Source organism: Streptomyces sp. NPDC096152 (assembly GCF_044763235.1).
Taxonomy (GTDB): Bacteria; Actinomycetota; Actinomycetes; order Streptomycetales; family Streptomycetaceae; genus Streptomyces.
Map to the genome: position 1 here is coordinate 166227 of NZ_JBIWFW010000002.1, position 24145 is coordinate 190371.

The 24145-nt window shown below is 73.6% G+C and carries 17 protein-coding genes; 13 read left to right on the forward strand and 4 right to left on the reverse strand.

What is annotated here, in order from left to right:
- The first annotated feature begins 70 nt into the window (after window positions 1-70).
- Both panD and ACIQ9G_RS06215 read left to right on the forward strand, forming a co-directional pair.
- Window positions 71-493, forward strand: a complete 423-nt coding sequence (gene panD / locus ACIQ9G_RS06210) for an aspartate 1-decarboxylase (RefSeq protein ID WP_403607059.1) — start codon at window positions 71-73, stop codon at window positions 491-493.
- Window positions 494-495: 2 nt separating this feature from the next.
- Complete coding sequence (locus ACIQ9G_RS06215; RefSeq protein WP_403607061.1) at window positions 496-1185, forward strand: aspartate/glutamate racemase family protein; 690 nt, start codon at window positions 496-498, stop codon at window positions 1183-1185.
- Between the two features lie 646 nt (window positions 1186-1831).
- Here the strand turns inward: ACIQ9G_RS06215 and gndA are convergent.
- Window positions 1832-3271 carry an NADP-dependent phosphogluconate dehydrogenase gene (gndA, locus tag ACIQ9G_RS06220; protein ID WP_403607063.1) on the reverse strand — a complete coding sequence of 480 codons (1440 nt, stop codon included), beginning with the start codon at window positions 3269-3271 and terminating at the stop codon, window positions 1832-1834.
- Between the two features lie 314 nt (window positions 3272-3585).
- Between gndA and ACIQ9G_RS06225 the strand changes: the two genes are divergently transcribed.
- Window positions 3586-4878, forward strand: coding sequence for a transglycosylase family protein (locus ACIQ9G_RS06225; RefSeq protein WP_403607065.1), 1293 nt, complete (start codon window positions 3586-3588; stop codon window positions 4876-4878).
- Here the strand turns inward: ACIQ9G_RS06225 and ACIQ9G_RS06230 are convergent.
- The gene (locus ACIQ9G_RS06230) at window positions 4868-6040 is read right to left on the reverse strand and encodes a DMT family transporter (RefSeq protein WP_403607067.1); all 1173 of its coding nucleotides are present in this window, start codon (window positions 6038-6040) and stop codon (window positions 4868-4870) included. The genes ACIQ9G_RS06225 and ACIQ9G_RS06230 overlap by 11 nt on opposite strands.
- Before the next feature lie 496 nt (window positions 6041-6536).
- Here ACIQ9G_RS06230 and ACIQ9G_RS06235 point away from each other — a divergent pair, with 496 nt between their 5' ends.
- The 8 genes from ACIQ9G_RS06235 to ACIQ9G_RS06270 all read left to right on the forward strand — a co-directional run bounded on the left by ACIQ9G_RS06235 (window position 6537) and on the right by ACIQ9G_RS06270 (window position 16694).
- The gene (locus tag ACIQ9G_RS06235; RefSeq protein ID WP_403607069.1) at window positions 6537-7373 is read left to right on the forward strand and encodes a (2Fe-2S)-binding protein; all 837 of its coding nucleotides are present in this window, start codon (window positions 6537-6539) and stop codon (window positions 7371-7373) included.
- 39 nt (window positions 7374-7412) lie between these two features.
- Window positions 7413-8573 (forward strand): glycogen synthase, encoded by a 1161-nt coding sequence (gene glgA, locus ACIQ9G_RS06240; protein ID WP_403607071.1) that lies wholly within the window; start codon window positions 7413-7415, stop codon window positions 8571-8573.
- A 50-nt stretch (window positions 8574-8623) separates the two neighbouring features.
- Window positions 8624-9844, forward strand: a complete 1221-nt coding sequence (glgC, locus tag ACIQ9G_RS06245; RefSeq protein ID WP_403607073.1) for a glucose-1-phosphate adenylyltransferase — start codon at window positions 8624-8626, stop codon at window positions 9842-9844.
- Between the two features lie 241 nt (window positions 9845-10085).
- Window positions 10086-12407, forward strand: a complete 2322-nt coding sequence (locus ACIQ9G_RS06250; RefSeq protein WP_403607075.1) for a GH92 family glycosyl hydrolase — start codon at window positions 10086-10088, stop codon at window positions 12405-12407.
- A 175-nt stretch (window positions 12408-12582) separates the two neighbouring features.
- Window positions 12583-13944 carry a wax ester/triacylglycerol synthase family O-acyltransferase gene (locus ACIQ9G_RS06255; protein ID WP_403607077.1) on the forward strand — a complete coding sequence of 454 codons (1362 nt, stop codon included), beginning with the start codon at window positions 12583-12585 and terminating at the stop codon, window positions 13942-13944.
- Window positions 13945-14049: 105 nt separating this feature from the next.
- Window positions 14050-15543: an SDR family NAD(P)-dependent oxidoreductase gene (locus ACIQ9G_RS06260; protein ID WP_403607079.1), complete on the forward strand. Its 1494-nt coding sequence runs from the start codon at window positions 14050-14052 to the stop codon at window positions 15541-15543.
- A gap of 441 nt (window positions 15544-15984) precedes the next feature.
- The gene (locus ACIQ9G_RS06265; RefSeq protein ID WP_403607081.1) at window positions 15985-16158 is read left to right on the forward strand and encodes a hypothetical protein; all 174 of its coding nucleotides are present in this window, start codon (window positions 15985-15987) and stop codon (window positions 16156-16158) included.
- Between the two features lie 53 nt (window positions 16159-16211).
- Entirely contained in the window at window positions 16212-16694 is a 483-nt protein-coding gene (locus tag ACIQ9G_RS06270; protein ID WP_403607083.1) for a GNAT family N-acetyltransferase, read from the forward strand.
- A gap of 21 nt (window positions 16695-16715) precedes the next feature.
- Here the strand turns inward: ACIQ9G_RS06270 and ACIQ9G_RS06275 are convergent, their stop codons facing one another.
- Window positions 16716-18059, reverse strand: a complete 1344-nt coding sequence (locus ACIQ9G_RS06275; protein ID WP_403607085.1) for an amidase — start codon at window positions 18057-18059, stop codon at window positions 16716-16718.
- Window positions 18060-18341: 282 nt separating this feature from the next.
- On the opposite strand from ACIQ9G_RS06275, the gene ACIQ9G_RS06280 reads away from it, so the two are divergent.
- The gene (locus tag ACIQ9G_RS06280) at window positions 18342-21365 is read left to right on the forward strand and encodes an alpha-mannosidase (RefSeq protein WP_403607087.1); all 3024 of its coding nucleotides are present in this window, start codon (window positions 18342-18344) and stop codon (window positions 21363-21365) included.
- Window positions 21366-21425: 60 nt separating this feature from the next.
- On the opposite strand, the gene ACIQ9G_RS06285 is transcribed toward ACIQ9G_RS06280, so the two are convergent.
- The gene (locus ACIQ9G_RS06285) at window positions 21426-22847 is read right to left on the reverse strand and encodes a lipase maturation factor family protein (RefSeq protein WP_403607089.1); all 1422 of its coding nucleotides are present in this window, start codon (window positions 22845-22847) and stop codon (window positions 21426-21428) included.
- A 147-nt stretch (window positions 22848-22994) separates the two neighbouring features.
- Between ACIQ9G_RS06285 and ACIQ9G_RS06290 the strand changes: the two genes are divergently transcribed.
- Entirely contained in the window at window positions 22995-24128 is a 1134-nt protein-coding gene (locus ACIQ9G_RS06290; RefSeq protein WP_403607091.1) for a DUF6777 domain-containing protein, read from the forward strand.
- Window positions 24129-24145 lie beyond the last annotated feature (17 nt).

A 24145-nucleotide genomic window follows, 5' to 3' on the forward strand; every position in this document is an offset into this window, starting at 1 on the left:
GATGTAGCCTCCGAAGGACGCCCTTGACCTGCAGAAGCAGGCAGGGAGCAGACGAATCGGGAGTTTCTTCGTGTTTCGTACCATGTTCAAGTCCAAGATCCACCGCGCCACCGTCACCCAGGCCGACCTGCACTACGTGGGATCCGTGACCATAGACGCGGATCTGCTGGACGCCGCCGATCTGCTGCCCGGTGAGCTGGTCCACATCGTCGACATCACCAACGGGGCCCGGCTCGAGACGTACGTCATCGAGGGCGAGCGCGGGTCCGGGGTCATCGGTATCAACGGGGCCGCCGCCCACCTCGTGCACCCCGGTGACCTGGTGATCCTCATCAGCTACGCCCAGGTGACGGACGCCGAGGCGAGGGCGCTGAAGCCCCGGGTCGTGCACGTGGACGGCGACAACCGGATCGTGGAGCTGGGTGCCGACCCGTCGGCGCCGGTGCCGGGCTCCGACCAGGAGCGCAGCCCCCAGGCCGTACCGGCCGGCTGACGGTGCTCGCCCTGCTGCACACCTCCCCGGTGCACGTGCCCGTCTTCGACGCCCTGCGCGACGAGACCCATCCGGCTCTGGAACTGCGGCACCTCGTCGACGAGGACCTGCTCGCGAGGGCCCGCCGGGACGGTCCCGACGCGGTGGCGGGCGAGGTCCGCGAGCTGATCGGCCGCGCCGTCGCCGACGGGGCGCGGGCGGTGCTGTGCACCTGCTCGACCCTCGGCGGCGTCGCGGAGGCGGTCGGCGCCGGGGCGGGTGTTCCCGTGCTCCGCGTGGACCGTCCGATGGCGACCGCGGCGGTGGCGGCGGGCTCGCGGGTCGTGGTCGTCGCCACGCTGGCGAGCACCCTCGCTCCGACCGTCGCGCTGATCGAGGAGGAGGCCCGCCGCGCCGGGCGTCCCGTCACGGTCCGGACCCGTCTCGCCGAGGACGCCTGGGCCCGCTTCGAGGCGGGCGACGGCGACGGGTACGTCCGTGAGGTGACCGCGGCGGTGGACGCCGTCACGGGGGCGGATGCCGACGTGATCGTCCTCGCCCAGGTCTCCATGGCCGCGGCACGGCAGGCGGCGACGACGCCGGTCCCGGTCCTCGCCGCACCCGGCCCGGGACTCGCGGCGGCGGCGCGGGCGGCGCACGGCGGGCGGGCCGGTTGCGGCCACCCGGGTCCCGGCGGTCGCGCCGCCGGGTGACTGGTGGCGCGGGTGTCGGGTAGGCGGGGGATAGTCCAGAGCCGACGTCGACCGACTGCCGGAGGACGACATGACGAACCCGTACCCCGACCCCGTACCGCCCGGGCCCACTCCGGGGCCCGCACCCGGCCCGGAGCCGGAGCCCCCGCACCCGGTCCCGCCCCCGGAGCCGTCTCCGGTGCCGGAACCCCCTCCCGGTCCGCCCCCGGGCCCCGTACCGACGCCACCCCCGGGCCCCCACCCCGGCCCGCCGCCGGAGCCCTCCCCGTCCCCGATCCCGCCGGGACCGGAACCGGTGCCCAATCCGGAGCCGGGCCCGCCCCTCACCTGAGGACACGGGCGTGAGACCCACGGGCGGGCAGCCGCACTCCCCCCGGGAGACACGAACAAGCAGACGTACGCACGAATGTGCGGGCCCCTGGCCGCCCGGACACGCGAATCCCCGGTCGCCCGGACACGCGAATCCCCGGCCGCCCGGACTCCCGCGCACCCGGACACGCGAATCCCCGGCCGCCCGGACTCCCGCGCACCCGGACAAGCAGACGGTGGGCACCCCCCTCACGGGCGGGCGCCCACCGTCTCCTCGTTCACCACGGGTGCGAGAGGCCCGGCGCGGGGTGCCTCCGCCCGCGGGCCCGCTCGCCGGCTAGGCCGTCACCTCCGCGCGGTCCCCGCCCCACAGCGTGTGGAAGGAGCCGTCGCGGTCGACGCGGCGGTAGGTGTGGGCGCCGAAGAAGTCGCGCTGGCCCTGGGTGAGGGCGGCGGGCAGGCGCTCGGCGCGCAGGGCGTCGTAGTAGGCGAGGGCGGCCGCGAAACCGGGGGTGGGCACGCCCTGGCGGGTCGCGGCGATCAGCACCTCGCGCCAGTCGTCCTGGGCGTCGGCGATCTCCCGCGCGAACGTCTCGTCGGACAGCAGGCTCGGCAGGTCCGGCCGGGCGTCGTAGGCGGCCCGGATCCGGTCCAGGAAGGCCGCGCGGATGATGCAGCCGCCGCGCCAGATCGCGGACACGGCGCCGAGGTCGATGTCCCAGTCGTACTCCTCGCTGCCCGCGGCGATCTCGTGGAAGCCCTGCGTGTACGACACGATCTTCGAGGCGTACAGCGCCTGCTCCACCCGGTCGGCGAAGGCCCCGGCCTCCGACTCGCTCAGCGCGGACGCCTTCGGTCCGGCCAGCCCGCGCGACGCCTCGCGCAGCGCCGCGTGGCCGGAGAGCGAGCGGGCGAAGACCGCCTCCGCGATGCCGGACACCGGGACGCCCAGGTCCAGCGCGATCTGCACGGTCCAGCGGCCGGTGCCCTTCTGCTCGGCCTGGTCCACCACCACGTCCACGAACGGCTTGCCCGTCGCCGCGTCCACGTGCGACAGCACCTCGGCCGTGATCTCGATCAGGTAGGAGTCGAGGCGGCCCCGGTTCCAGGTGCGGAAGATCTCGGCGATCTGCGCGGGCCCGTAGCCGGCGACATCGCGCAGCAACTGGTACGCCTCGCCGATCAGCTGCATGTCGGCGTACTCGATGCCGTTGTGCACCATCTTCACGAAGTGGCCGGCGCCGTCCGGTCCCACGTGCGTGACGCACGGCGCGCCGTCCGCCGCCTTCGCGGAGATCTTCTCCAGCATCGGGCCCAGCGAGTCGTACGATTCCTTCGGGCCGCCCGGCATGATGCTCGGCCCGTGCAGCGCGCCCTCCTCGCCGCCGGAGACGCCCATGCCGACGAAGTGGATGCCCTGTTCGCGCAGTGCCTTCTCCCGGCGGCGGGTGTCCGCGAAGTGCGCGTTGCCACCGTCGATGATCATGTCGCCGGGCTCCAGCAGCGGTGCGAACTCCTCGATCACCGCGTCCGTCGGACCGCCCGCCTTGACCATGATGACCAGGCGGCGCGGCCGCTCCAGCGCCGCCACGAAGTCCTTGGCTGTCTCCGCCGCGACGAAGTCGCCCTCGTGCCCGAACTCCTCCACCAGGGCGTGCGTCCGCGACGACGTGCGGTTGTGCACCGCGACCGTGTAGCCGTTGCGGGCGAAGTTGCGGGCGAGGTTGCGGCCCATGACCGCGAGGCCCGTGACGCCGATCTGGGCTGTAGTGCTCATACCGCCTGCTCCTCAAAGATGCGATGGATCGCGTGGGTACTGCCGTCGGGGGTGCCGACCGTGGCCGTCAGTATCGCTGTTCCCGGCCCTGCGACCATCCTGACGTGCCGGTACGGCGACCGGACATCCGGCCCCCGCGGGCTTGAATACGCGCGGGGGGTGCCCCGCGGCTCAGTGCGGAGGCGGACGATCCGGCCAATGGCGACCTCGTACCGGCCACTTGGGGTGACGAAGCGGCTGATAGCCGTCTTGTCATGGCCTGTTGGCGGCGTTTACTTTTGCCCCTCCTGACGCATGTCGAGGGGGCTTGAGACATGGCCGCACGCGGCCGGCATCGCCGGTACCAGCCGAACAGGATCAACCGCGCCTCACTCACCGTCACGGCGGGCGGCGTCGGCATGGCGATCCCGCTGATCGGCTCCGGAGCGGCCCACGCGGCCGACGCGTCCGTCTGGAACAAGGTCGCGGCCTGCGAGTCGAGCGGCGACTGGGGCATCAACACCGGCAACGGCTACTACGGCGGGCTCCAGTTCACCCGGTCCACGTGGGAGGCGTACGGCGGGACCCGCTACGCGCCGCGCGCGGACCTGGCGAGCCGGGACCAGCAGATCGCCGTGGCGGAGCGGGTGCTCGACGGGCAGGGGCCCGGCGCCTGGCCGGTGTGTTCCGTACGGGCAGGCCTGACCCGGGGCGGCGGCGCCCCCGAGGTCCACCCGGACGGTACGGCGACCCGCACCACGAAAGCCGCCAAGGCCACCGAGTCCGCCGGGGTCGCCAAGGCCGCCGGTGCGGCCAGGGCCGCCAAGACCTCCGTGCGCGACGTGCAGCCGCACACCACGCCCCAGTCCCGGGCCGGCACCGCCGAGATGTACACGGTGGTCCGCGGCGACTCCCTCTCCGGCATCGCGGACGAGCGTCAGGTCGCGGGCGGCTGGCGGCAGTTGTACGCGGCCAACCGTACGGTCGTCGGCGACGACCCCGACCTGATCCTGCCGGGCCAGCGGCTCGCCCTCCGCCCGGCGTCCGCGCCCCACCACCCCGACGCCGGACCCTCGACCCACAGGACGCCCAAGACCCACCACACCCACACGACGCCCAAGACGCACGAGAAGCCGGCGACGCACGAGTCGGGCAGGTCCTCCCAGTCCGCCCCGCACTCCACCTCGCGCTCGACCTCGCACGCCACCTCCCGCTCCGCCTCGCACACCGTCGTCGCCCCGGTGACCGGTGCCGTCGGCACGCCGTACCACGCGGCCGGCAGCCACTGGTCGAAGGGCTACCACACCGGGGTCGACTTCGTGGTTCCCACCGGCACGTCGGTGCAGGCGGTGGAGGCGGGGCACGTGGTGAGCGCCGGCTGGGGCGGGTCGTACGGCTACCAGGTGGTGATCCGGCACGGCGACGGGCGCTACAGCCAGTACGGGCACCTGTCGGCGATCTCCGTGCGGGCCGGGCAGGGCGTCGGCGCCGGACAGCGCATAGGCCGCTCGGGCGCCACCGGCAACGTCACGGGTCCGCATCTGCACTTCGAGATGCGGACGGGGCCCGGCTTCGGTTCGGACATAGACCCGGTCGCCTATCTCCGGGCCCGCGGCGTCAGGATCTGACCCGCGCGCGATGCAGGTCGGGGTCCGGTACCGGGACGTACACGCCCGCGTAGAACGGGCCGAGCACGATCAGTGAACCCGTCTGTGCCGGCACGGCCGGGTCCGGCAGCGCCGGTGGAGCCTGGACGAGGAGGTCCGCCGCCGCTGCTTCGGGCCGACGGCCGGGGACCTCCGCGACTGCCGCCGACGTCCTCGCGGGCGTGGGGGCGGGGGCGGGCACGGACGCGGGCGCTGCGGGCACGGGTATGGCGGGCACGGGCGCTGCGGGCGTGGGCGCGACGACCGGGAACTCGTACGGCTCGGAAACCGGGACCCGGCCCGCGGCAGGCGCCGTGTGCTCCAGGCGCTCGGTCGTCAGCAGGATCAGGCCGCCCGCGGCCACCACACCGCAGCCGAGCGCGAGCGCCGTGCCCGTCGGCCCATAGCGGAAGGTTTCGCCGAACATGGTGATGCCGACCGCCGCCGCCACCACCGGGTTCGCCACCGTCAGCGTCGCCAGCGGCGCCGCGAGGCCGCCGCCCCGGTAGGCCGCCTGCGACAGCAGCATGCCGGCCGTGGCCAGCACGCCTATGACGGCGAGGGACGGCAGGTCCGCCGCCGAGACCCCGTCGGTCCAGTCGACCGCGACCGTCTTGGTGAACACCGAGGAGACGCCGAAGGCGAGGCCGGAGGCGGTGGCGAGCAGCACGCTGCGCACCGCCGGATGCCGGTGGGCCGCGCGGCCCGCGGCCATCAGGGCCACCACCACGCCACCGGTGACCACGGCCACGGCCGCGCGCTGCGCGGTGTCCAGCGACTGCGCCTGCGAGGAGCCCACCAGGGACAGCAGGCCCGCGAGGCCCACGGTCGCCATGATCGCGCCCCGCCAGGCGGCGGCACCGGCGCGGCGTCCGACGAAGAGCGCCGCCATCGGCAGCGCGACCACGATGGTCAGGGCGCCGAGCGGCTGGACGAGGCTGAGCGGACCGTAGGCCAGGGCCACTACGTGCAGCAGCCCGCCGAGACCGTTCAGTGCCACCGCCGCCCACCAGGCCCACCGGCGCAGCGGCGCGTAATGCTCGCCGGGGGAGGACACCGCGACCTGCTCCTGCACGATCGCTCCGCCCGCGTAGGCGAAGGCGGAGACGAGCGACAGCAGCACGGACAACGCGAGGGCGCTCATGAGCTGCTCCTCTGCGTGAGGCGGGGGCGGTGACCCCGGCGCGACGAACGGTCTGCGTTCATGGGGAACACCCTGCCGTGCCGATCACTTCCCGTCGTCGTCCCTGAGCACGCAATGGGTCCTACTGCCGATGGAGTACGCCCGGGGCCCCCTCCTACCCCGGGTGGGCGACGGACGGCGGAGCAGCCCCGACGACACCCTTAGGGCCTGTCCGGCGGATCATGCCGCAGACGCGGGGTCCGGCACGCCCTCCCCCAAGCTCTTCGAGCAGGGGGTACCCCCAGCGGCGTTGTCGTCGGTCGCCGACTCCCCCAAGCTCTCGGCTTCGCTCGAGCAGGGGGGACCCCCATCGCGTCGACTCCCTCCTCCGCCTTGCAGGTGCACGCACCCGACCCCGCTCACCTGCGCTGATGAGGCGCCGTTGCCTCTCTGCGACTTGATCCGCCGGACAGCCCCTAGGGGGCGCGGGAAAGCACTGCTGGTACTACTGCTCTTCGTGGACCTCGACCCCGAACTCGCCGCGCTGCGCCCGCTCGGCGGCTTCTTCCTCCTGCGCACGGGCGGCGGCGCGCCCCGCGGGGACCTGCCCACGCTGGCGCACGCCTACGAACGCCCGGCGACGGACGGCCGCGGGGACGATCCGCTGACGCTGCGGGTGCGCAAGGTGGCCGACGGCATCCGCGCCCCCGAGGCACGCGTCGCCGCCTCCGTGGCGCAGCAGGCGCTCGCGGCCCGGCTGTGGTCGGTGGCGCTCGGCTCCGCCGCCGTGTACGGGCGGGTCCCGGACCTCGGTCCGCGCCTGCTGCGCTGGGACCCGCGGGCCGGCGCCCCCGACGACCTGTGGCTCACCGAGGTGCGCCCGCGGCCCGCGGACGCCGCGACCCTCGCGGAGGCCGTCCTGCACGGCCATCTGGCGCCCCTCGCGGCGGCCCTGCGCGCCCGCCACCGGATCGCTCCGGGACTGCTGTGGGGCAACGCGGCGTCCGCGCTGGTCGGCACGGTCCGCCAACTGGGCCGGTGGGCGCACGCCCACGGCCGTCCGGAGACGGCCCGGCGATCCTGGGACCTGGCCGCGCGCCTCCTCGCGCACCCCCTCCTCGCCGGCACCGGCACACTCACCCCCCTCACCGGCGCCGGCGCCAACACCGACACCGGCACCGGTACCGACGCCGGCACCGCCCCCCGCCCCGGCAAAGGCCCCCGCACCGCCGCCTCCGCCGTCTTCCGGCGGCGCAGCTGCTGCCTCTACTACCGTGTGCCGGGCGGCGGTGTGTGCGGTGACTGTTGTTTCACACGAGCCCCGCGCTCTTCCCCACGCGCCGCATCTGGGTGACCATGAAAGCGACCGGCCGCTGAGATCAGGGGGTTGCGGGTGCGAGTGGGACTGCTGACCCGGGAGTACCCGCCGGATGTGTACGGCGGTGCGGGCGTCCATGTCGAGTTCCTGGCGCGGGAGTTGCGGCGGCTCGTCGACCTGGAGGTGCACTGCTGGGGCGAGGGCCGCGCGGACGGCGTGGTGCGGCACCGCTCCTGGCGCGCCCTGGACGGCGCCAACGACGCCCTGCGCACCTTCTCCGTCGATCTCGCCATGGCCGCCGCCGCGGAGGGCCGCGAACTGGTCCACTCCCACACCTGGTACGCCAACCTCGCCGGCCACTTCGCCAAGCTCCTGTACGGCGTCCCGCACGTGCTGACCGCCCACTCGCTGGAGCCGCTGCGCCCCTGGAAGGCCGAGCAGCTCGGCGGCGGGTACGCCCTGTCCAGCTGGGCCGAGCGCACCGCGATCGAGTCCGCCGACGCGGTGATCGCGGTGTCCGGCGCGATGCGCGAGGACGTCCTCGGCTGCTACCCGGCGCTGGACCCGGCCCGGGTGCACGTCGTCCACAACGGCATCGACACCACCCTGTACCGGCCCGCCCCCGGCACCGAGGCGCTGTCCCGCGTCGGCCTCGACCCGCACCGCCCGTATGTGCTGTTCGTCGGCCGCATCACCCGGCAGAAGGGCGTGCCGCACCTGCTGCGCGCGGTCCGGGGCATCGACCCGGCAGCCCAGGTCGTGCTGTGCGCGGGCGCGCCCGACACCCCGGAGATCGAACGCGAGTTCCGGCAGCTGTACCAGGAGCTGAGCCGGATCCGCGAAGGCGTGTTCTGGATCCCGCAGATGCTGCCCCGCCCGGACGTGATCCAGCTCCTCACCCACGCGGCCGTCTTCGTCTGCCCCTCGGTGTACGAGCCGCTCGGCATCGTGAACCTGGAGGCGATGGCCTGCGGAACCCCCGTGGTGGCCTCGCGGGTCGGCGGCATTCCGGAGGTGGTCGAGGACGACCGCACCGGGGTACTCGTCGCCGTGGACGACGACGAGGAGGAGTTCGAGGCGGGCCTGGCCCGCGCCCTGGACCGGGTGCTGGGCGACCCGGAGAGTGCGCGGCGGATGGGCGAGGCCGGCCGGGAGCGTGCGGTGGAGGAGTTCGGCTGGGACGCGGTCGCCCGGCGCACGGCGCGGCTGTACGAGGAGATCCTCAAACAGGCTTAGTGCTCCCTGCTCAGGGGCAGGAGTGGTGCAACCGGGTGAGGGGAGCGGCCATGCGTCGTGGTGGACCTTCGGTCCTCGGAATCGTCCTGGCGGGCGGGGAGGGCAAGCGCCTGATGCCCCTGACCGCCGACCGCGCCAAACCGGCGGTCACCTTCGGCGGCACCTACCGGCTCGTGGACTTCGTGCTCTCCAACCTCGTCAACGGCGACATCCTGCGGATCTGCGTGCTGACGCAGTACAAGTCGCACTCCCTGGACCGGCACGTCACCACCACCTGGCGGATGTCCAGCCTGCTCGGCAACTACGTCACCCCGGTGCCGGCACAGCAGCGGCTGGGACCCCGCTGGTACCTGGGCAGCGCCGACGCGATCCTCCAGTCGCTCAACCTGGTCCACGACGAGCAGCCCGACTACGTGGCGGTCTTCGGCGCCGACCACGTCTACCGCATGGACCCGCGGCAGATGCTCCGCCAGCACATCGAGGGCGGCGCGGGCGTCACCGTGGCCGGGATCCGGGTGCCGCGCGCGGAGTCCTCCTCGTTCGGGGTGATCACCCCGGGCTCCGACGGCCAGACCGTGGAGCGCTTCCTGGAGAAGCCCGCCGATCCGCCGGGCCTGCCCGACGACCCCGGGTGCGTCTTCGCCTCCATGGGCAACTACATCTTCACCACCAAGGCGCTGATCGAAGCGCTGTACCGGGACGCCGAGGACGCGAACTCGGTGCACGACATGGGCGGCTCGATCCTGCCCCAGCTCACCGACCGGGGCGAGGCGCAGCTGTACGACTTCAGCGCCAACCACGTGCCGGGGGAGACCACCCGCGACCAGGGCTACTGGCGCGACGTGGGCACCCTCGACGCGTACTACGACGCCCACATGGACCTGATCGCGGAGCGCCCGGCCTTCAACCTCTACAACCGCAGCTGGCCCGTCTACACGCACTCGTACCAGCTCTCACCGGCCCGCTTCAACGCCGGCGGCATCGCCAGCGAGTCGATCATCAGCGCCGGCTGCCTGATCCGCGGGCAGGTCACCCGGTCCGTGCTCTCCCCGGGGGTCGTGGTGGACCCGGGCGCGGTCGTCCAGGGCTCGGTGCTGCACGACAACGTCCACATAGGCCGCGGCGCCATCGTGCGGGGCGCCGTCCTGGACAAGAACGTCGAGGTGCCGCCGGGCGCGACCATCGGCGTCAATCCGGAGCGCGACGCGGAGCTCTACACCGTCTCCAAGGGCGGTGTGATCGCGCTGGGGAAGGGGCAGCGGGTGCCGTAGCCCCCCGCCCCGACCCACCCGCACCGCCCGCACCACCCCGCGCCCCACTGCCGTGGGCCCCACAGCCAAGCGTTCGATCGCCGTGCCTCCGATGGGTGTGTGTTCGACGGAGAGGCCCGTCCGCGCCGCGTCGAGGCGCCGATCCGCGACGCGTCGCACGCGACACTCGCCGGATGCCCGGCTGACCGCCCGTCAGACGTGATCATGCAGGAATCGATGTCTCCCCGCGGAGGTCTCCTGCATGAGATGGACCCGGCGCCTGCGCCTGTGCGTGGCCGGCACGGTGGCAGCGTCCGCGCTGTCCGCCGCTCCCGGAGCGGCACGGGCCGCCGCGCCCCGTGACGGCCGGCTCACCGACCTGGTCGACCCGTTCATCGGGACCGCGAACGAGGGCAACACCTTTCCCGGCGCGGCGGTGCCCTTCGGCATGGTGCAGTTCTCGCCGGACACCGGGCACAGCACCGGCTACGACCACGGCCAGGACCACATCCGCGGCTTCTCCCTGGTCCATCTCTCCGGCGTCGGCTGCCGCCTCGGCGGCGACCTGCCGGTGCTGCCGACCACGGGCGAGGTGACGCGGACCGACGACGCGAAGTACGCGGCGGGCTTCCGCCACGAGCACGAGGCGGCGAGCCCCGGCTACTACCAGGTCGCCCTGGACTCCGGCATCGAGGCCGAACTGACCGCGACCGCGCGCACCGGCGTGCAGCGGTACACGTTCCCCGCCACCGACAAGGCCAATGTGCTGCTCGACGCGGCGCAGGCGCTGCACAAGGGCGTCTCCTCCGAGGTGGAGATCCTCGACGACCGCACCGTGCGCACCGCCGTCACCGGCCGCGGCTTCTGCATGGACACGCTGCCCTACACGGTCTACACGGTCACCCGGTTCGACCGGCCCTTCACGGCGTACGGCACCTGGGACGGCCCGACCGTGACCGCGGGCTCGTCCACCGGGCGCGGCGGCGCCTACGTCCGCTTCGACACGACCAAGGACCGTACCGTCGAGGCGACCACGTCGCTGTCCTACGTCGACGCGCGGGGCGCGGCGGGCAACCTCAGGGCCGAGGGCGGACGGCCCTTCGACGCAGTACGGGACGCGGCCCGGCGGGCCTGGGAGGACCGGCTCGACGACGTGCGCGCGCAGGGCGGCACCCCCACGCTGCGCCGCACGTTCTACTCGTCGCTCTACCGGGCGTTCCTCGCGCCCAACGTCGGCAGCGACGCCGACGGCCGCTACACCGGCTGGGACCGGAGGATCCACCGCGCGCGCGGCTTCACGTACTACCAGAACTGGTCCCTGTGGGACACCTACCGCACCCAGGCCCAGTTGCTGGCCCTGTTCGCGCCCCGCGAGTCCCGGGACATGGCGCTGTCCGTGCTCCGGATCGAGGAGGAGAGCGGCTGGCTGCCCAAGTGGGGCTACGGCACGGTCGAGACGAACATCATGACCGGCGACCCGGTCACCCCGTTCCTCACCAACGCCTACCAGCAGGGCCTGCTCAAGGGCTACGAGGACCGGGCGTACGCGGCGCTGAGGAAGAACGCCGACGGGGTGCCGCCGGCCGATTCCCCCGCGGTGGGCCGGGACGCCAACCCGGACTACCTCACCAAGGGCTTCGCGCCCTACGTCAAGGGTCACTCGCCCACCAAGGCCGGCCACTCCGACTACGCCTTCGGTGCCTCGGCGACCCTGGAGTACGCCCTCTCCGACGCGATGCTCGCCCGGATGGCACGCGACCTGGGCCACCGGGAGGACGCCGAGCGCTACGCCGCCCGGGCCCAGAACTACCGCAGGATCTTCGACCCCTCGACGGGCTTCTTCCGCGCCCGTGACGCCTCGGGAGCGTTCACCGGCCCGGCGGACCCGGCCAGGAGCGAGGGCTTCCACGAGGGCACGTCCTGGCAGTACCAGTGGCTGGTGCCGCAGGACCTGCCCGGCATGGTCGACCTGATCGGCGGCGCGCGGGCCGCCAACGAACGGCTGGACGCGTTCTTCGCCTACGACCGGGTGCTGCGCGACCCCGTGGGCACCGCGCGGGACGTGTGGGTCAACGGGCCGTACGCGTACTACAACGCGGACAAGTACAACCTGCAGAACGAGCCCGACCTCATCGCCCCGTACACCTACCTCTCGACCGGGCAGCCGTGGAAGACCACCGACGTGGTGCACGCCGCGCTCACCCTCTTCACGGACACCCCCACCGGCATCACCGGCAACGACGACCTCGGCACCATGTCCGCCTGGAACGTGCTGTCGTCCATCGGCCTCTTCCCGGTGCAGCCCGGCTACGACACCTGGGGCCTGTCCACCCCCGTCTTCGAGCGCGTCGACCTGAGGCTGGACCGCCGCTACTACCCGCGCGGCGCACTGACGATCAGGACGCCGGGCACCTCGGACCGCGACCGGTACATCCAGACGGTCCGCGCCAACGGGGTGACGTACGACCGGACGTATCTGACCACCGGAAAACTGCGCACGCTGGGGACGCTCGACTTCACGGTCGGGCCGCGGCCGTCCCGGTGGGGCACCGGCCCGGAGGCCGCGCCACCTGCGCTGAAGTGACCCGTCACCGGGGAGGGTGACACCTCGTACGCCTCTTCCACCCCGTCCGTCCCACCACTTTCTCCCCGGGTGGGACTTAATCTGCTGTTAACTGAGCGTAGCTTGATCGTACTTGACCGTAATCGGTTGAGGGCGGTTGACTGCAGACTCACCCACCGCCGATGCGAGGAAAGCCTTGACCTCTGACCTGCTCGCGCCCCTCGACCTGGCGTTCTGGAACATCGAGTCCGCCGACCATCCCATGCACCTCGGTGCGCTCGGGGTGTTCTCGGCCCACTCGCCGACCGCCGGCGCGCACGCCGCCGACCTGCTCGCCGCCCGCGCGGCCGCCGTGCCCGGACTGCGCATGCGCATCCGGGACGTGTGGCGCCCGCTCGGCGCGGGGCGGCCGCTGGCGGCCGGCCTCGGGCGGCCCCTGGCCTTCGGCGGCGCGGCCCGCGAGCCCGACCCCGGCTTCGACCCGCTGCACCACGTCCGGCTGCACGCCCCGGCCGCGGACTTCCAGGCGGTGGCCGGCCGGCTCATGCAGCGGCCGCTCCAGCGCAACCGGCCGCCGTGGGAGACCCATGTGCTGCCGGGGGAGGACGGTGTCTCCTTCGCCGTGCTGTTCAAGTTCCACCACGCCCTCGCCGACGGGCTGCGCGCACTCACGCTCGCCGCAGCGATCATGGACCCGATGGACATGCCCGCGCCCCGGCCCCGCCCCGCCGAGCCGCCGCGCGGTCTGCTGCCCGACGTGCGCAAGCTGCCCGGACTGCTGCGCGGCGCGCTGTCCGACGTGGGCCGGGCCCTCGACATCGGCGCCGCGGTCGCCCGCTCCACCCTCGCCACCCGCTCCACACCGGCGCTCACCGCCGAGCCCACCGGCACCCGGCGCACCGCCGGAGTGGTCGTCGACATCGACGACGTGCACCTGGTGCGCAAGGCCGTCGGCGGCACCGTCAACGACGTCCTCATCGCCGTCGTCGCGGGCGCCCTGCGCCGCTGGCTGGACGAGCGCGGCGACGGCAGCGAGGGCGTCGCGCCCCGCGCGCTGATCCCGGTCTCCCGGCGCCGGCCCCGTACCGCGCACCCGCAGGGCAACCGGCTCTCCGGTTACTTGATAGAGCTTCCCGTCGGCGACCCGGACCCGCTGCGCCGGCTCGGCGCCGTCCGCACCGCCATGGACCGCAACAAGGACGCCGGCCCCAACCGGGGCGCGGGCGCGGTCGCGCTGCTCGCCGACCACGTGCCCGCGCTCGGCCACCGGCTCGGCGGTCCGCTGGTCGGCCAGGCGGCCCGGCTCTGGTTCGACATCCTGGTCACCAGCGTGCCGCTGCCGAGCCTCGGCCTGAAGCTCGGCGGCCATCCGCTCACCGCCGTCTTCCCGTTCGCGCCGCTGGCCCGCGGGCAGTCACTGGCGATCGCGATCTCCACCTACCGCGGCAGCGTCCACTACGGGCTCGTCGCCGACGCCAAGGCCGTGCCGGACCTGGGCCGGCTCGCCGCCGCCGTGTCCGAGGAGGTGGAGGCCCTGATCACGGTCTGCGGACGGTGATCATCACGCGTTTGGCGATGCGGCCCGGCGCTGAAGTAAAATTCCGCGTTCGAAAGCGGGCGCGAGTCGGAGCGCCGCGCGGGTGACCCAGGGAACGGCAGCGCGATGACGGTGACACAGGACGGCCCGAAGGCCACCGAGGAGATGGTCCACGGCCCCGGCATCGACCCCGAGCGCCTCGCCGTCTGCCTCAGTGTGCTGGAGGAACTCGACCAGCTGGAGGTCGACCACCCCGACGCCGTCGCGGTGCGCCGGGCCACGGCCGGCGTCTACCGGACGGTCAAGCAGCGCCGCCGCCAGGAGCGCCGGGCCGCCAAGACCGCCCACGACAAGGAGGTCACCGAGGCCACCGCGACCGGCTCCGCCCAGCGCATCGACGACGAGACCGAGGGCATCCTGCCGTCGTCGATGACGGAGGAGGGGCGGATCGCGGGGATACTCCAGCGCCCCCGCTCCTGCTACACCTGCAAGGCCCGGTACGTCGAGGTCGACTACTTCTACCACCAGCTCTGTCCGGACTGTGCCCGGACGAACCGGTCCAAGCGGGACGCGCGCGCCGACCTGACCGGCAAGCGCGCCCTGCTCACCGGCGGCCGCGCCAAGATCGGCATGTACATCGCGCTGCGGTTGCTGCGCGACGGCGCGCACACGACGGTCACCACGCGATTCCCCAAGGACGCCATCCGCCGGTTCAAGGCGATGGACGACTCGGCGGACTGGATGCACCGGCTCGAGGTCGTCGGCATCGACCTGCGCGACCCGGCGCAGGCCGTGGCCCTGGCCGAGCGGGTCGCCGAGGCGGGGCCGCTCGACATCCTGATCAACAACGCGACGCAGACCGTGCGCCGGCTGCCCTCCGCGTACGCGGCGCTGGTCGACGGCGAGAGCGCCCCGCTGCCCGCCGGTGAACTCCCCGCCCACCACGTCATCGGCGCCTTCAACTCCGGCGCGGTCGACGGCATCGCCGCGCTGCCCCTCGGCACCGGCGGCCTGGACGCGCAGAAGGTCGCCGACCTCGCGCTCGTCGCGGGCAACGCCAGCGTCGCCCGGCACCTGGACGGCACCGCCATCGACGCGGGCGGCCTCGTGCCCGACGTCGTGGAGAGCAACACCTGGGTGCAGACCATCGAGCAGATCTCGCCGGTGGAGCTGCTCGAGACGCAGCTGTGCAACTACACGGCGCCGTTCATCCTCATCAGCATGCTGCGCCCGGCCATGGCCGACGCCGCCCGGAAGGCGGACCGCGGACGCTCGTACGTCGTCAACGTCTCCGCGATGGAGGGCGTCTTCGGCCGCGGCTACAAGGGCGCCGGGCACCCGAACACCAACGCCGCCAAGGCGGCCATGAACATGGTGACGCGGACCAGCGCCCAGGAGATGTTCGAGACCGACGGCATCCTCATGACCTCCGTCGACACCGGCTGGATCACCGACGAGCGTCCGCACTACGACAAACTGCGCCTGGCCGAGGCCGGTTTCCACGCCCCCCTCGACCTGGTGGACGGCGCCGCCCGCGTCTACGACCCGATCGTGCGCGGCGAGGCGGGCGAGGACCTGTACGGCGTCTTCCTGAAGGACTACGCGCCGGGCAAGTGGTGAGGGGGCGGGGCCGGTTGCGCCCGTAGGCGCCCGCGCCCCGCCTCAACGGCACCCTTTTCGCGGCCCGTCGGCCCGGTGCCCCCCACCCCTCGCTCGCTTAGCCCGGACGGGTGAATTACGCGTCGCACATGATGTGACAAATCCGCTCGTACATGGCCCAATGAACACAGCGGACTTCAGATAGTTACGCGTTGTTTGCAGCCCCATCGAGCAGGGGGCCGCTCATTTGGTTAACCTGAGGTGGACGGACAGCACCAAGGGGTCCCATCCACACCCACGGTCCGTCCCGGGGCAAGCCGTTGCACCACGGCCGGCTCGGACCTTCAGTGCCGGCGCCACCGCGTCCGACCAGCCTACGACCGAAATCCGAGCGGGCGTCAGGTGCCGGACCGCAGACTGGCCACGACGCCCCGAGGGTGACCGACACAGAAGGAGTGCGCGGTGACACCGGAGAAGACGAATCGCGATCAGGGCCCCACGGAACGCACGGAGCGCGCGGGCCGGCGGCCCGGAGACCTCGGCAGCCTGGACGTGTGGGCCAGGTCCGCCCCGATCCGCCTCGCGGGGTACGAGGACGACCTCGCCGAGCCGCACATCCTGCCCAGCGTGGACTGACCCGCGGGACCCGTCGCGATCGCCGGCAGCATGGGCGTGCCAGACTCACGCCCATGCTGATCAGACAAGCCGTGGCCGAGGACTGGCCGCGGATCTGGCCCTTCTGGCACCGGATCGTCGCCGCCGCCGAGACCTACGCCTGGGACCCGGACACCTCCGAGGAGGACGCCCGGGCGCTGTGGATGAACCCCGCCAAGAGCGTGTACGTCGCCGAGGACGAGACCGGCGCCGTCGTGGGCTCCGCCTATGTCACCCCCAACTACGGCGGCCCCGCAGCCCGCATCGCCAACGCGGGCTTCATGGTCGACCCCGACCACGCCGGCCGGGGCATCGGCCGCGCCCTCGCCGAGCACGTCCTGGAAGCCGCCCGGGCCGACGGCTACCGCGGGATGGTCTTCAACGCCGTCGTCGAGACCAACCCGGCCGTCGCGCTGTGGACCTCCCTCGGCTTCCGCGTCCTCGGCACCGTGCCGGAGGCGTTTGAACACCCCCGGCACGGACGGGTGGGACTGCACATCATGTACCGGGCCCTGTGACCTCCCGAACGTGGCGGGCCGCTACTCCAGCCCGGCCGTCCGCTGCCACGGGCGCAGCCGCTCCAGTTGCTCCGCCAGGTCGAGCAGCGCCGCCTCCGAGCCCGGGCGGCCCACCAGTTGCACCGCGCAGGGCGCGCCGGAGGGCAGCGTGCCGAACGGCACCGCCATCGCGGGCCAGCCGGTCAGGTTCCACGGGGGCGTCATGGGCGAATAGGTGGTGTTGGCCAGCACATTGCGCAGCCAGCCACGTTCGTGCCAGGGCCCGGCCTGCGGTGAGCGGCGGGCCAGCGCCGGAGTGAGCAGCACGTCGTGCTCGGTGAAGAACGGCTCCATCCGCCGGCGCAGTTGCTCCCGCGCCTCGCCCGCTCGCACCCCGTTCACGAAGCGCCGTCCGACGGCGGCGTGGGCCCGGGTACGCCGCGCCAGCTGGCGCGGGTCCAGGCCCGCCGCGTCCACGGCCGTGCCCGCCGTCCAGTGCCGCAGGGCGGTGACCCCGAGCGACAGCGGATACGGCGGATCGGCCCGCCGGACCCGGTGCCCCGCCCCGGCCAACAGCCCGGCCGCCTCCCGCGCGGCGGTGACGTACGGCTTGCTGATTGCGGTCCCGGCGAGCGGGCTGCGCACCGAGACGGCTATGGTCCGAAGCCCGGGCTCCTCCGCGCGCGCGACCTCGGTGTCCGCGAGCACCGACAGCATCAGGCGGACGTCCTCGACCGTCGTGGCCAGCGGCCCGTTCTCCGACATGCCGAACCAGTCGCCGTCGCTGATGCCCGCCGGCACCACCCCGTGGCCCGGCTTGACGGTGACCAGTCCGCAGTTGGCGGCCGGGATGCGCAGCGAGCCCATGCCGTCGTTGCCGAGCGCGATCGGCACCATCCCGGCGGCGACCGCGGCCGCGCTGCCGCCCGACGAGCCGCCCGCCGTGCGCGAGGTGTCCCACGGATTGCGGGCGGTGCCGTACACGCCCTCCGTGGTGCCGAAGACGCACAGTTCGGGCACGTTCGTCAGGCCGACCACCACGGCGCCCGCCGCCCGCAGCCGGGCCACGGTCACGTGGTCCTCGTCGGCGGGTGTGTCCGGGGTCGCCGCGGTGCCGACCCGGGTCGACTCGCCGCGCACCGCCAGGTTGTCCTTGACGGCCACCGGCACGCCCGCGAGGGGCAGTTCGGCCAGGTCCGGCCGGGCGGCCACCTCGTCGGCCTCGGCGAGCGCGGCCTCGGCGCGGACGGTCCGGAACGCGCCGACACGGCCGTCGAGCCGCTCGATCCGGGCGAGGTGCTCGGCCACGACCTCGCGGGGCGTGGCCCGCTTCTCGCGTACGGCGGCGGCGATCTCGGCGGCACTCCGGCCGGCCCAGCTGGTCACGGGCGCTCCTCGGAAAGAAAAAAGGGGGGGACGGGCATGGTCGTACTCGCGAGTACGTAGGGAGAACTGTGCCCGCACTCGGGCCTCACGTCGAGAGGTCCGCCGCGCCGCCGTCCGTGAAGGAGTCCGCATGGTTCTCCGCGGGTCCGGCGCCCGCACCGGGCGGTCGGGCGGCGCGGTTGGAACCGGGCGCGGTGGGGGAGCTGTATACCTCGTCCGCCCCCGTGACCGTCGTCCACCCTGGTAGTCACCCGCCGACGTACGACCTACGGAGCATCCCCCATGCATGACGACCGCAGCCTGGTCGAGGCCCGTCTCCGGCGTGTCCTCGACGAGCGCATCCGCCCCGCCGTGTACCCGGAGTGCGTCCCCCTGGACGTGGCGGTGTGGCACGCACCCGGCGAGCCCGTGCCGGTCGCGGAGGGACTGGCCGCCGAGCCGGAGCCGATCGAGGTGGGCGCCCGGTGGGGTGCTCCGTGGGGCACCAGCTGGTTCCGGGTCACCGGCACCGTGCCCGAGGCGTGGGCCGGGCGGACCGTCGAGGCCCTCCTCGACCTCGGCTTTGACGAGAACATGCCCGGCTTCCAGTGCGAGGGCCTGGTCTACCGGTCCGACGGCACCCCGGTGAAGGGCCTCAACCCGCGCAACCAGTGGGTGCGCGTCGGCGCCCCCGTGGCGGGCGGAGAGGAGGTGCGGCTGCACGTCGAGGCCGCCTCCAACCCGGTCGTCTTCGGCCGCCACCCCTTCCGGCCCACCCCGCTCGGCGACAAGGAGACCGCCGGCAGCGAGCCGCAGTACACCCTCGCCCGCATGGACCTCGCCGTCCTCGACGAGACGGTGTGGGAGTTGGTGCTCGACCTGGAGGTGCTCGGCGAGCTGATGGCCGAACTGCCGGTGGAGTCGCCGCGGCGCTGGGAGATCCTGCGCGCGGTGGACAGGGCGCTCGACGCGGTCGACCTCCAGGACGTCAACTCCACGGCGGCGCGGGCCCGTTCCCTGCTCACCGGGGTGCTCGCCGCGCCCGCCGCCCCCTCGGCGCACCGCATCAGCGCCGTCGGGCACGCGCACATCGACTCGGCGTGGCTGTGGCCGCTGCGCGAGACCGTGCGCAAGGTGGCCCGGACGACGGCAAGTATGACCGCGCTGCTGGAGGACGAGCCCGGCTTCGTCTTCGCCATGTCCCAGGCGCAGCAGTGGGCGTGGGTCAAGGAGCACCGGCCCGAGGTCTGGGCGCGGGTGAAGAGGGCGGTGGCGGACGGACGCTTCGTGCCGGCCGGCGGCATGTGGGTGGAGTCCGACACCAACATGCCCGGCTCGGAGGCCATGGCCCGGCAGTTCGTGCACGGCAAGCGCTTCTTCCTGGACGAGTTCGGCGTCGAGAACGACGAGGCCTGGCTGCCCGACACCTTCGGCTTCGCCGCGGGCCTGCCCCAGATCATCCGGGCGGCGGGCTCGACCCGGCTGCTCACCCAGAAGATCAGCTGGTCGCGGACGAACAGGTTCCCGCACCACACCTTCCTGTGGGAGGGCATCGACGGCTCCCGGATCTTCACCCACTTCCCGCCGGTCGACACCTACAACTGCGCCATGCACGGCGGCGAGATCGCGCACGCCACCCGCAACTTCAGGGACAAGGGCGTGGCCCGGCACTCCCTGGCCCCCACCGGCTGGGGCGACGGAGGCGGCGGCACCACCCGCGAGATGGTCGCCAAGGCGGCCCGGCTGCGCGACCTCGAAGGCTCGGCGAGGGTGGTGTGGGAGACCCCGCGGGCCTTCTTCGACCGGGCCGAGGCCGAGTACCCGGAGCCGCCCGTCTGGGTCGGCGAGCTCTATCTCGAACTGCACCGGGCCACCCTCACCAGCCAGGCGAAGACCAAGCAGGGCAACCGGCGCAGCGAGCACCTGCTGCGCGAGGCGGAGCTGTGGGCGGCGACGGCCGCCGTCCGCACCGGATTCGCCTACCCCTACGAGCAGTTGGACCGCGTCTGGAAGACGGTGCTGCTGCATCAGTTCCACGACATCCTGCCGGGGTCGTCGATCGCCTGGGTGCACCGCGAGGCGCGCGCGACCTACGAGCGGATCGCGGCGGAGCTGGACGGGATCGTCGAGGCCGCCCAGCGTGCCCTGGCCGGCGAGGGCACGACCCCGCTCGCCTTCAACGCGGCCCCGCACCCGCGCTCCGGCGTCCCCGCGGGCGGCGCCGCCACCCCGGCGGACGCGGGCGGCGGCACCCGGCTCACGCCCCGCGCGGGCGGCGGACACGTGCTGGACAACGGCCTGCTGCGGGTCGAGATCGACGGGCGGGGCCTCGTGGTGTCCGCGTACGACATCGGGGCCGACCGCGAGACCGTCGCGCCGGGCCGCGCCGCCAACCTCCTCCAGCTCCACGCCGACCTGCCGAACATGTGGGACGCGTGGGACGTGGACGAGTTCTACCGCAACACGGTCACCGACCTCACGGACGCCGAGTCGGTCACGGCCGGCGAGGACGGCGCGTCGGTGCGCGTGGTCCGGTCCTTCGGCGCGTCCCGCGTCATCCAGGTGCTCTCCCTGCCGCCGGGGGAGCGGCGGCTGGTGGTGGACACGGAGGTCGACTGGCACGAGACGGAGAAGTTCCTCAAGCTCGCCTTCCCGCTCGACGTGCACGCCGAACGGTACGCCTCGGAGACCCAGTTCGGGCACTTCCACCGGCCCACGCACACCAACACCTCCTGGGAGGCGGCCAAGTTCGAGGCGTGCAACCACCGCTTCGTGCACGTGGCCGAGCCCGGCTGGGGCGTCGCCCTCGTCAGCGACTCGACGTACGGCCACGACGTGACCCGCACCGTCCGCAGCGGCGGCGACCGCGGTACGACGACCACGGTCCGCGTCTCCCTGCTGCGCGCCCCGCGCTTCCCCGACCCCGAGACCGACCAGGGCGTCCACCGCTTCCGGCACGCCCTGGTGCCGGGCGCGGACATCGGGGACGCGGTGCGGGAGGGCTGGCGGATCAACCTGCCGGAGCGGCATGTCACCGGCGCCGGTGAGGTCGCCCCGCTGGTGACGGTGGACGAGGACGCGGTCGTCGTCACGGCGGTGAAGCTGGCCGACGACGGCAGCGGTGACGTGGTGGTCCGCTTCCACGAGGCCCATGGCGGCCGGGCCCGCGCGACCCTGACGCCGGGATTCGCGGTCGCCGGCGTCACGGTCACGGACCTGCTGGAACGCCCGCTGTCCGACACCCCTGCCCCGGAACGGGACGGCGAGCGGATCACCGTACGGCTGCGACCGTTCGAGCTGGCGACCCTGCGGCTGCGCCGGGCCTGACGCGGCCCGCCGTCCGTGCCCGGCGGGCGGCCGGCCCGGCTGCCGGTCGCCGGTCCGCGTTCACGAGCGCCGGACCGGCTCCGTCAGCCGGGTCGGGGGCAGGAATTCGCGCACGTACGTGCGCTGCCAGCAGGCGCCGGTGGCGCGCAGTTCCCGCCAGGTCGTGTAGCGGTAGCGGAACAGCCGGGCGCGGACGAAACGCGGCGGTTCGCCGGGCGGGAAGGGGGAGCGGCGCAGCAGCCGCAGCGTGTCGCGGTCGTTCTCCAGCAGCCGCTCCACCAGCGCGCCGAACCAGGCGCTGGTGTACGCCGGGGACAGCGCGGCGAACCACATCAGCCAGTCCAGGCGCAGATGGTAGGGCGCGAACTGGCGCGGCCAGCGCCGCGGATCGCCGGGCTTGCCCCGGAACTCGTACTCCCGCCAGTCGGCGTCCTCGCGCGGGACGTCGTCGAGCGTGCCCTCGACCACCACCTCGTGGCGGATCCGGCTGACGGTGCCGAACGCCCCGTAGGTGTTGACCAGGTGCAGCGGGTCGAAGGAGCGGTTCATGACCTGGCGGCGGGAGACCAGGTTCACCACCGGGTGGTAGCTCAGGCAGACGATCAGCGCGGCGACGGCGAGGACGACGACCTCGTACCACAGCGGCGCGCCGGGCACGGCCGGCGGGCGGGACGGGAACCGCACCACGGGCAGCGCCAGTACGATCGTGATCCAGTTCAGCCAGGCGAAGTTGCCCGACAGCACCAGCCACAGCTGGGTGAGGATCATCAGCGCGGCGGCGGCCGTGGCGATGGGCTGCGGGGTGAACAGCAGGAACGGCACCACGAGTTGGGTGAAGTGGTTGGCGGCGACCTCCACCCGGTGCAGCGGGCCGGGCAGATGGTGGAAGAACCAGCTCAGCGGGCCCGGCATCGGCTGGGTCTCGTGGTGGTGGTGCAGGCAGGTCAGCTTCCGCCAGCACTCGTCGCCGCGCAGCTTGATCAATCCCGCGCCGAACTCCACCCGGAAGAGGATCCAGCGCAGCAGGAACAGCACGACGACGGGCGGCGCGACCTCGTCGTTGCCGAGGAAGACGGCGAGGAAGCCGGTCTCCAGCAGCAGCGACTCCCAGCCGAACGCGTACCAGGTCTGGCCGACGTTGACGACGGACAGGTACAGCGCCCAGGGCACCAGCCACAGCAGCATGGCCCCCCACAGCGGGAGTGCCGCGTCCAGCCCGGCGACCAGCGCGGCGGACACGGCGCAACCCGCCCACGCGCAGGCCGCGAAGAAGCGGTCCGAGTAGTGCAGGTGGAACAGGCTCGGCGCCCCCCGGAACGGCACCCGTGCCACGAAGCGGGGGATCGGCAGCATGCCGCGCTCACCGAGCAGCGCCCGGAACTGCAGCGCCGCCGTCAGGAACGCGACGAGGTACACCGTGGCCAGGGCCCGCTGGAAGACCAGCCGGCTCAGCCAGTAGTCGGGTGCGGTGAACCAGCCCACGGCCGTGCGCTCCTCTCTCCTCACCGACGCCAGATGTGATCGCCGTGTGTGACGGTGCGCTCCGCTTGCGTGATCGGCGCGCGTGGAGCAGACAATGGTGCAGCGGACAACAGGGACGAAACGTCCCGGACGAAGCAGGAGAACGGGGTGCGGACACCCAGCGGAACCTTCGCCACGGCTTGCGCCCTCTCGGTCGTGCTCCTCGTCGCCGGATGCGTCGGCGGCGAGCGGACCACCAGGCTGAACGTGGAGCTCTTCCTGGAATCGGCCGCGGAGCGGGGGCCCGATCCCTTCACGGACTCCACGGCCATCTCCCTGGCTACCCCGCCCCCGGCCACCCGAACACCGCAGCCGGCCCGGCCGACGCCGTCGGTCCCGAAGGTGCCGTCGGTGAAACCCCCGTCCGCCCCGCGGGGAGTGCGCTCCCTGGTCGGCAGCACGCCGGGACTGTACGGCGGCACGCCCGGCGTCGCCGTCTGCGACGTACGGCGGCAGATCTCCCACCTGACCGCCGACGGCGCCAAGGCGCGCGTCTTCGCCGACGTCCTGGGCGTGGAGCCGAAGTCCCTGCCCGGTTATCTGCGCGGCCTGACCCCGGTCCTGCTGCGCGCCGACACCCGCGTCACCGACCACGGCTTCCGCGACGGCCGCGCGACCACCCGGCAGTCCGTGCTGCAGTCCGGCACGGCCGTCCTCGTCGACGACCACGGGGTGCCGCATCTGCGCTGCGTCTGCGGCAACCCGCTCGAACCCCCGGTGGCGATGGCGGGCGCGCCGCTCACCCGGGGGCGCCCGTGGTCCGCGTTCCGCTCCTCCGAGGTGGTCGTGGTCTCCCCGGCGCCGCAGGCGCTCACCAGGATCACGATCGTCGACGCCGCCCACGGCACCTGGATCGAGCGGGCGGTCGGCCAGGACGTCCGGCGCGACCGCGTCGTACCGCCGCCGCGCGGGGCGGACGAGCCGGCGTGGGGGGAGACACACGGCCACGGCTCGTACGACGGCGACCACTCGGACCATCCGGACCAGGACGCGACCGGGACGCAGACCGAGCCCCGGGTGCCTCCGGGCGACGGGGTCTCCCTGCCGCGCTCCTCACCGGACCCGCACGCCGCGGGGCAGGCTCCCCCGGCCCGCTCCGGCCTCCCCGCGCCCTACGGCGCCTCCGGCCCCGCCGGGTCCACCGCCGGTGCGGACCCCGCCGGCGACCTCGGCCCGCCGGCCGAGCCCGACACCCCCGGCTCCCCCGACGGCGGCGGGCCGACCCCGTACGAGAGCACGTGACCGGCGCCCGCTCGGGC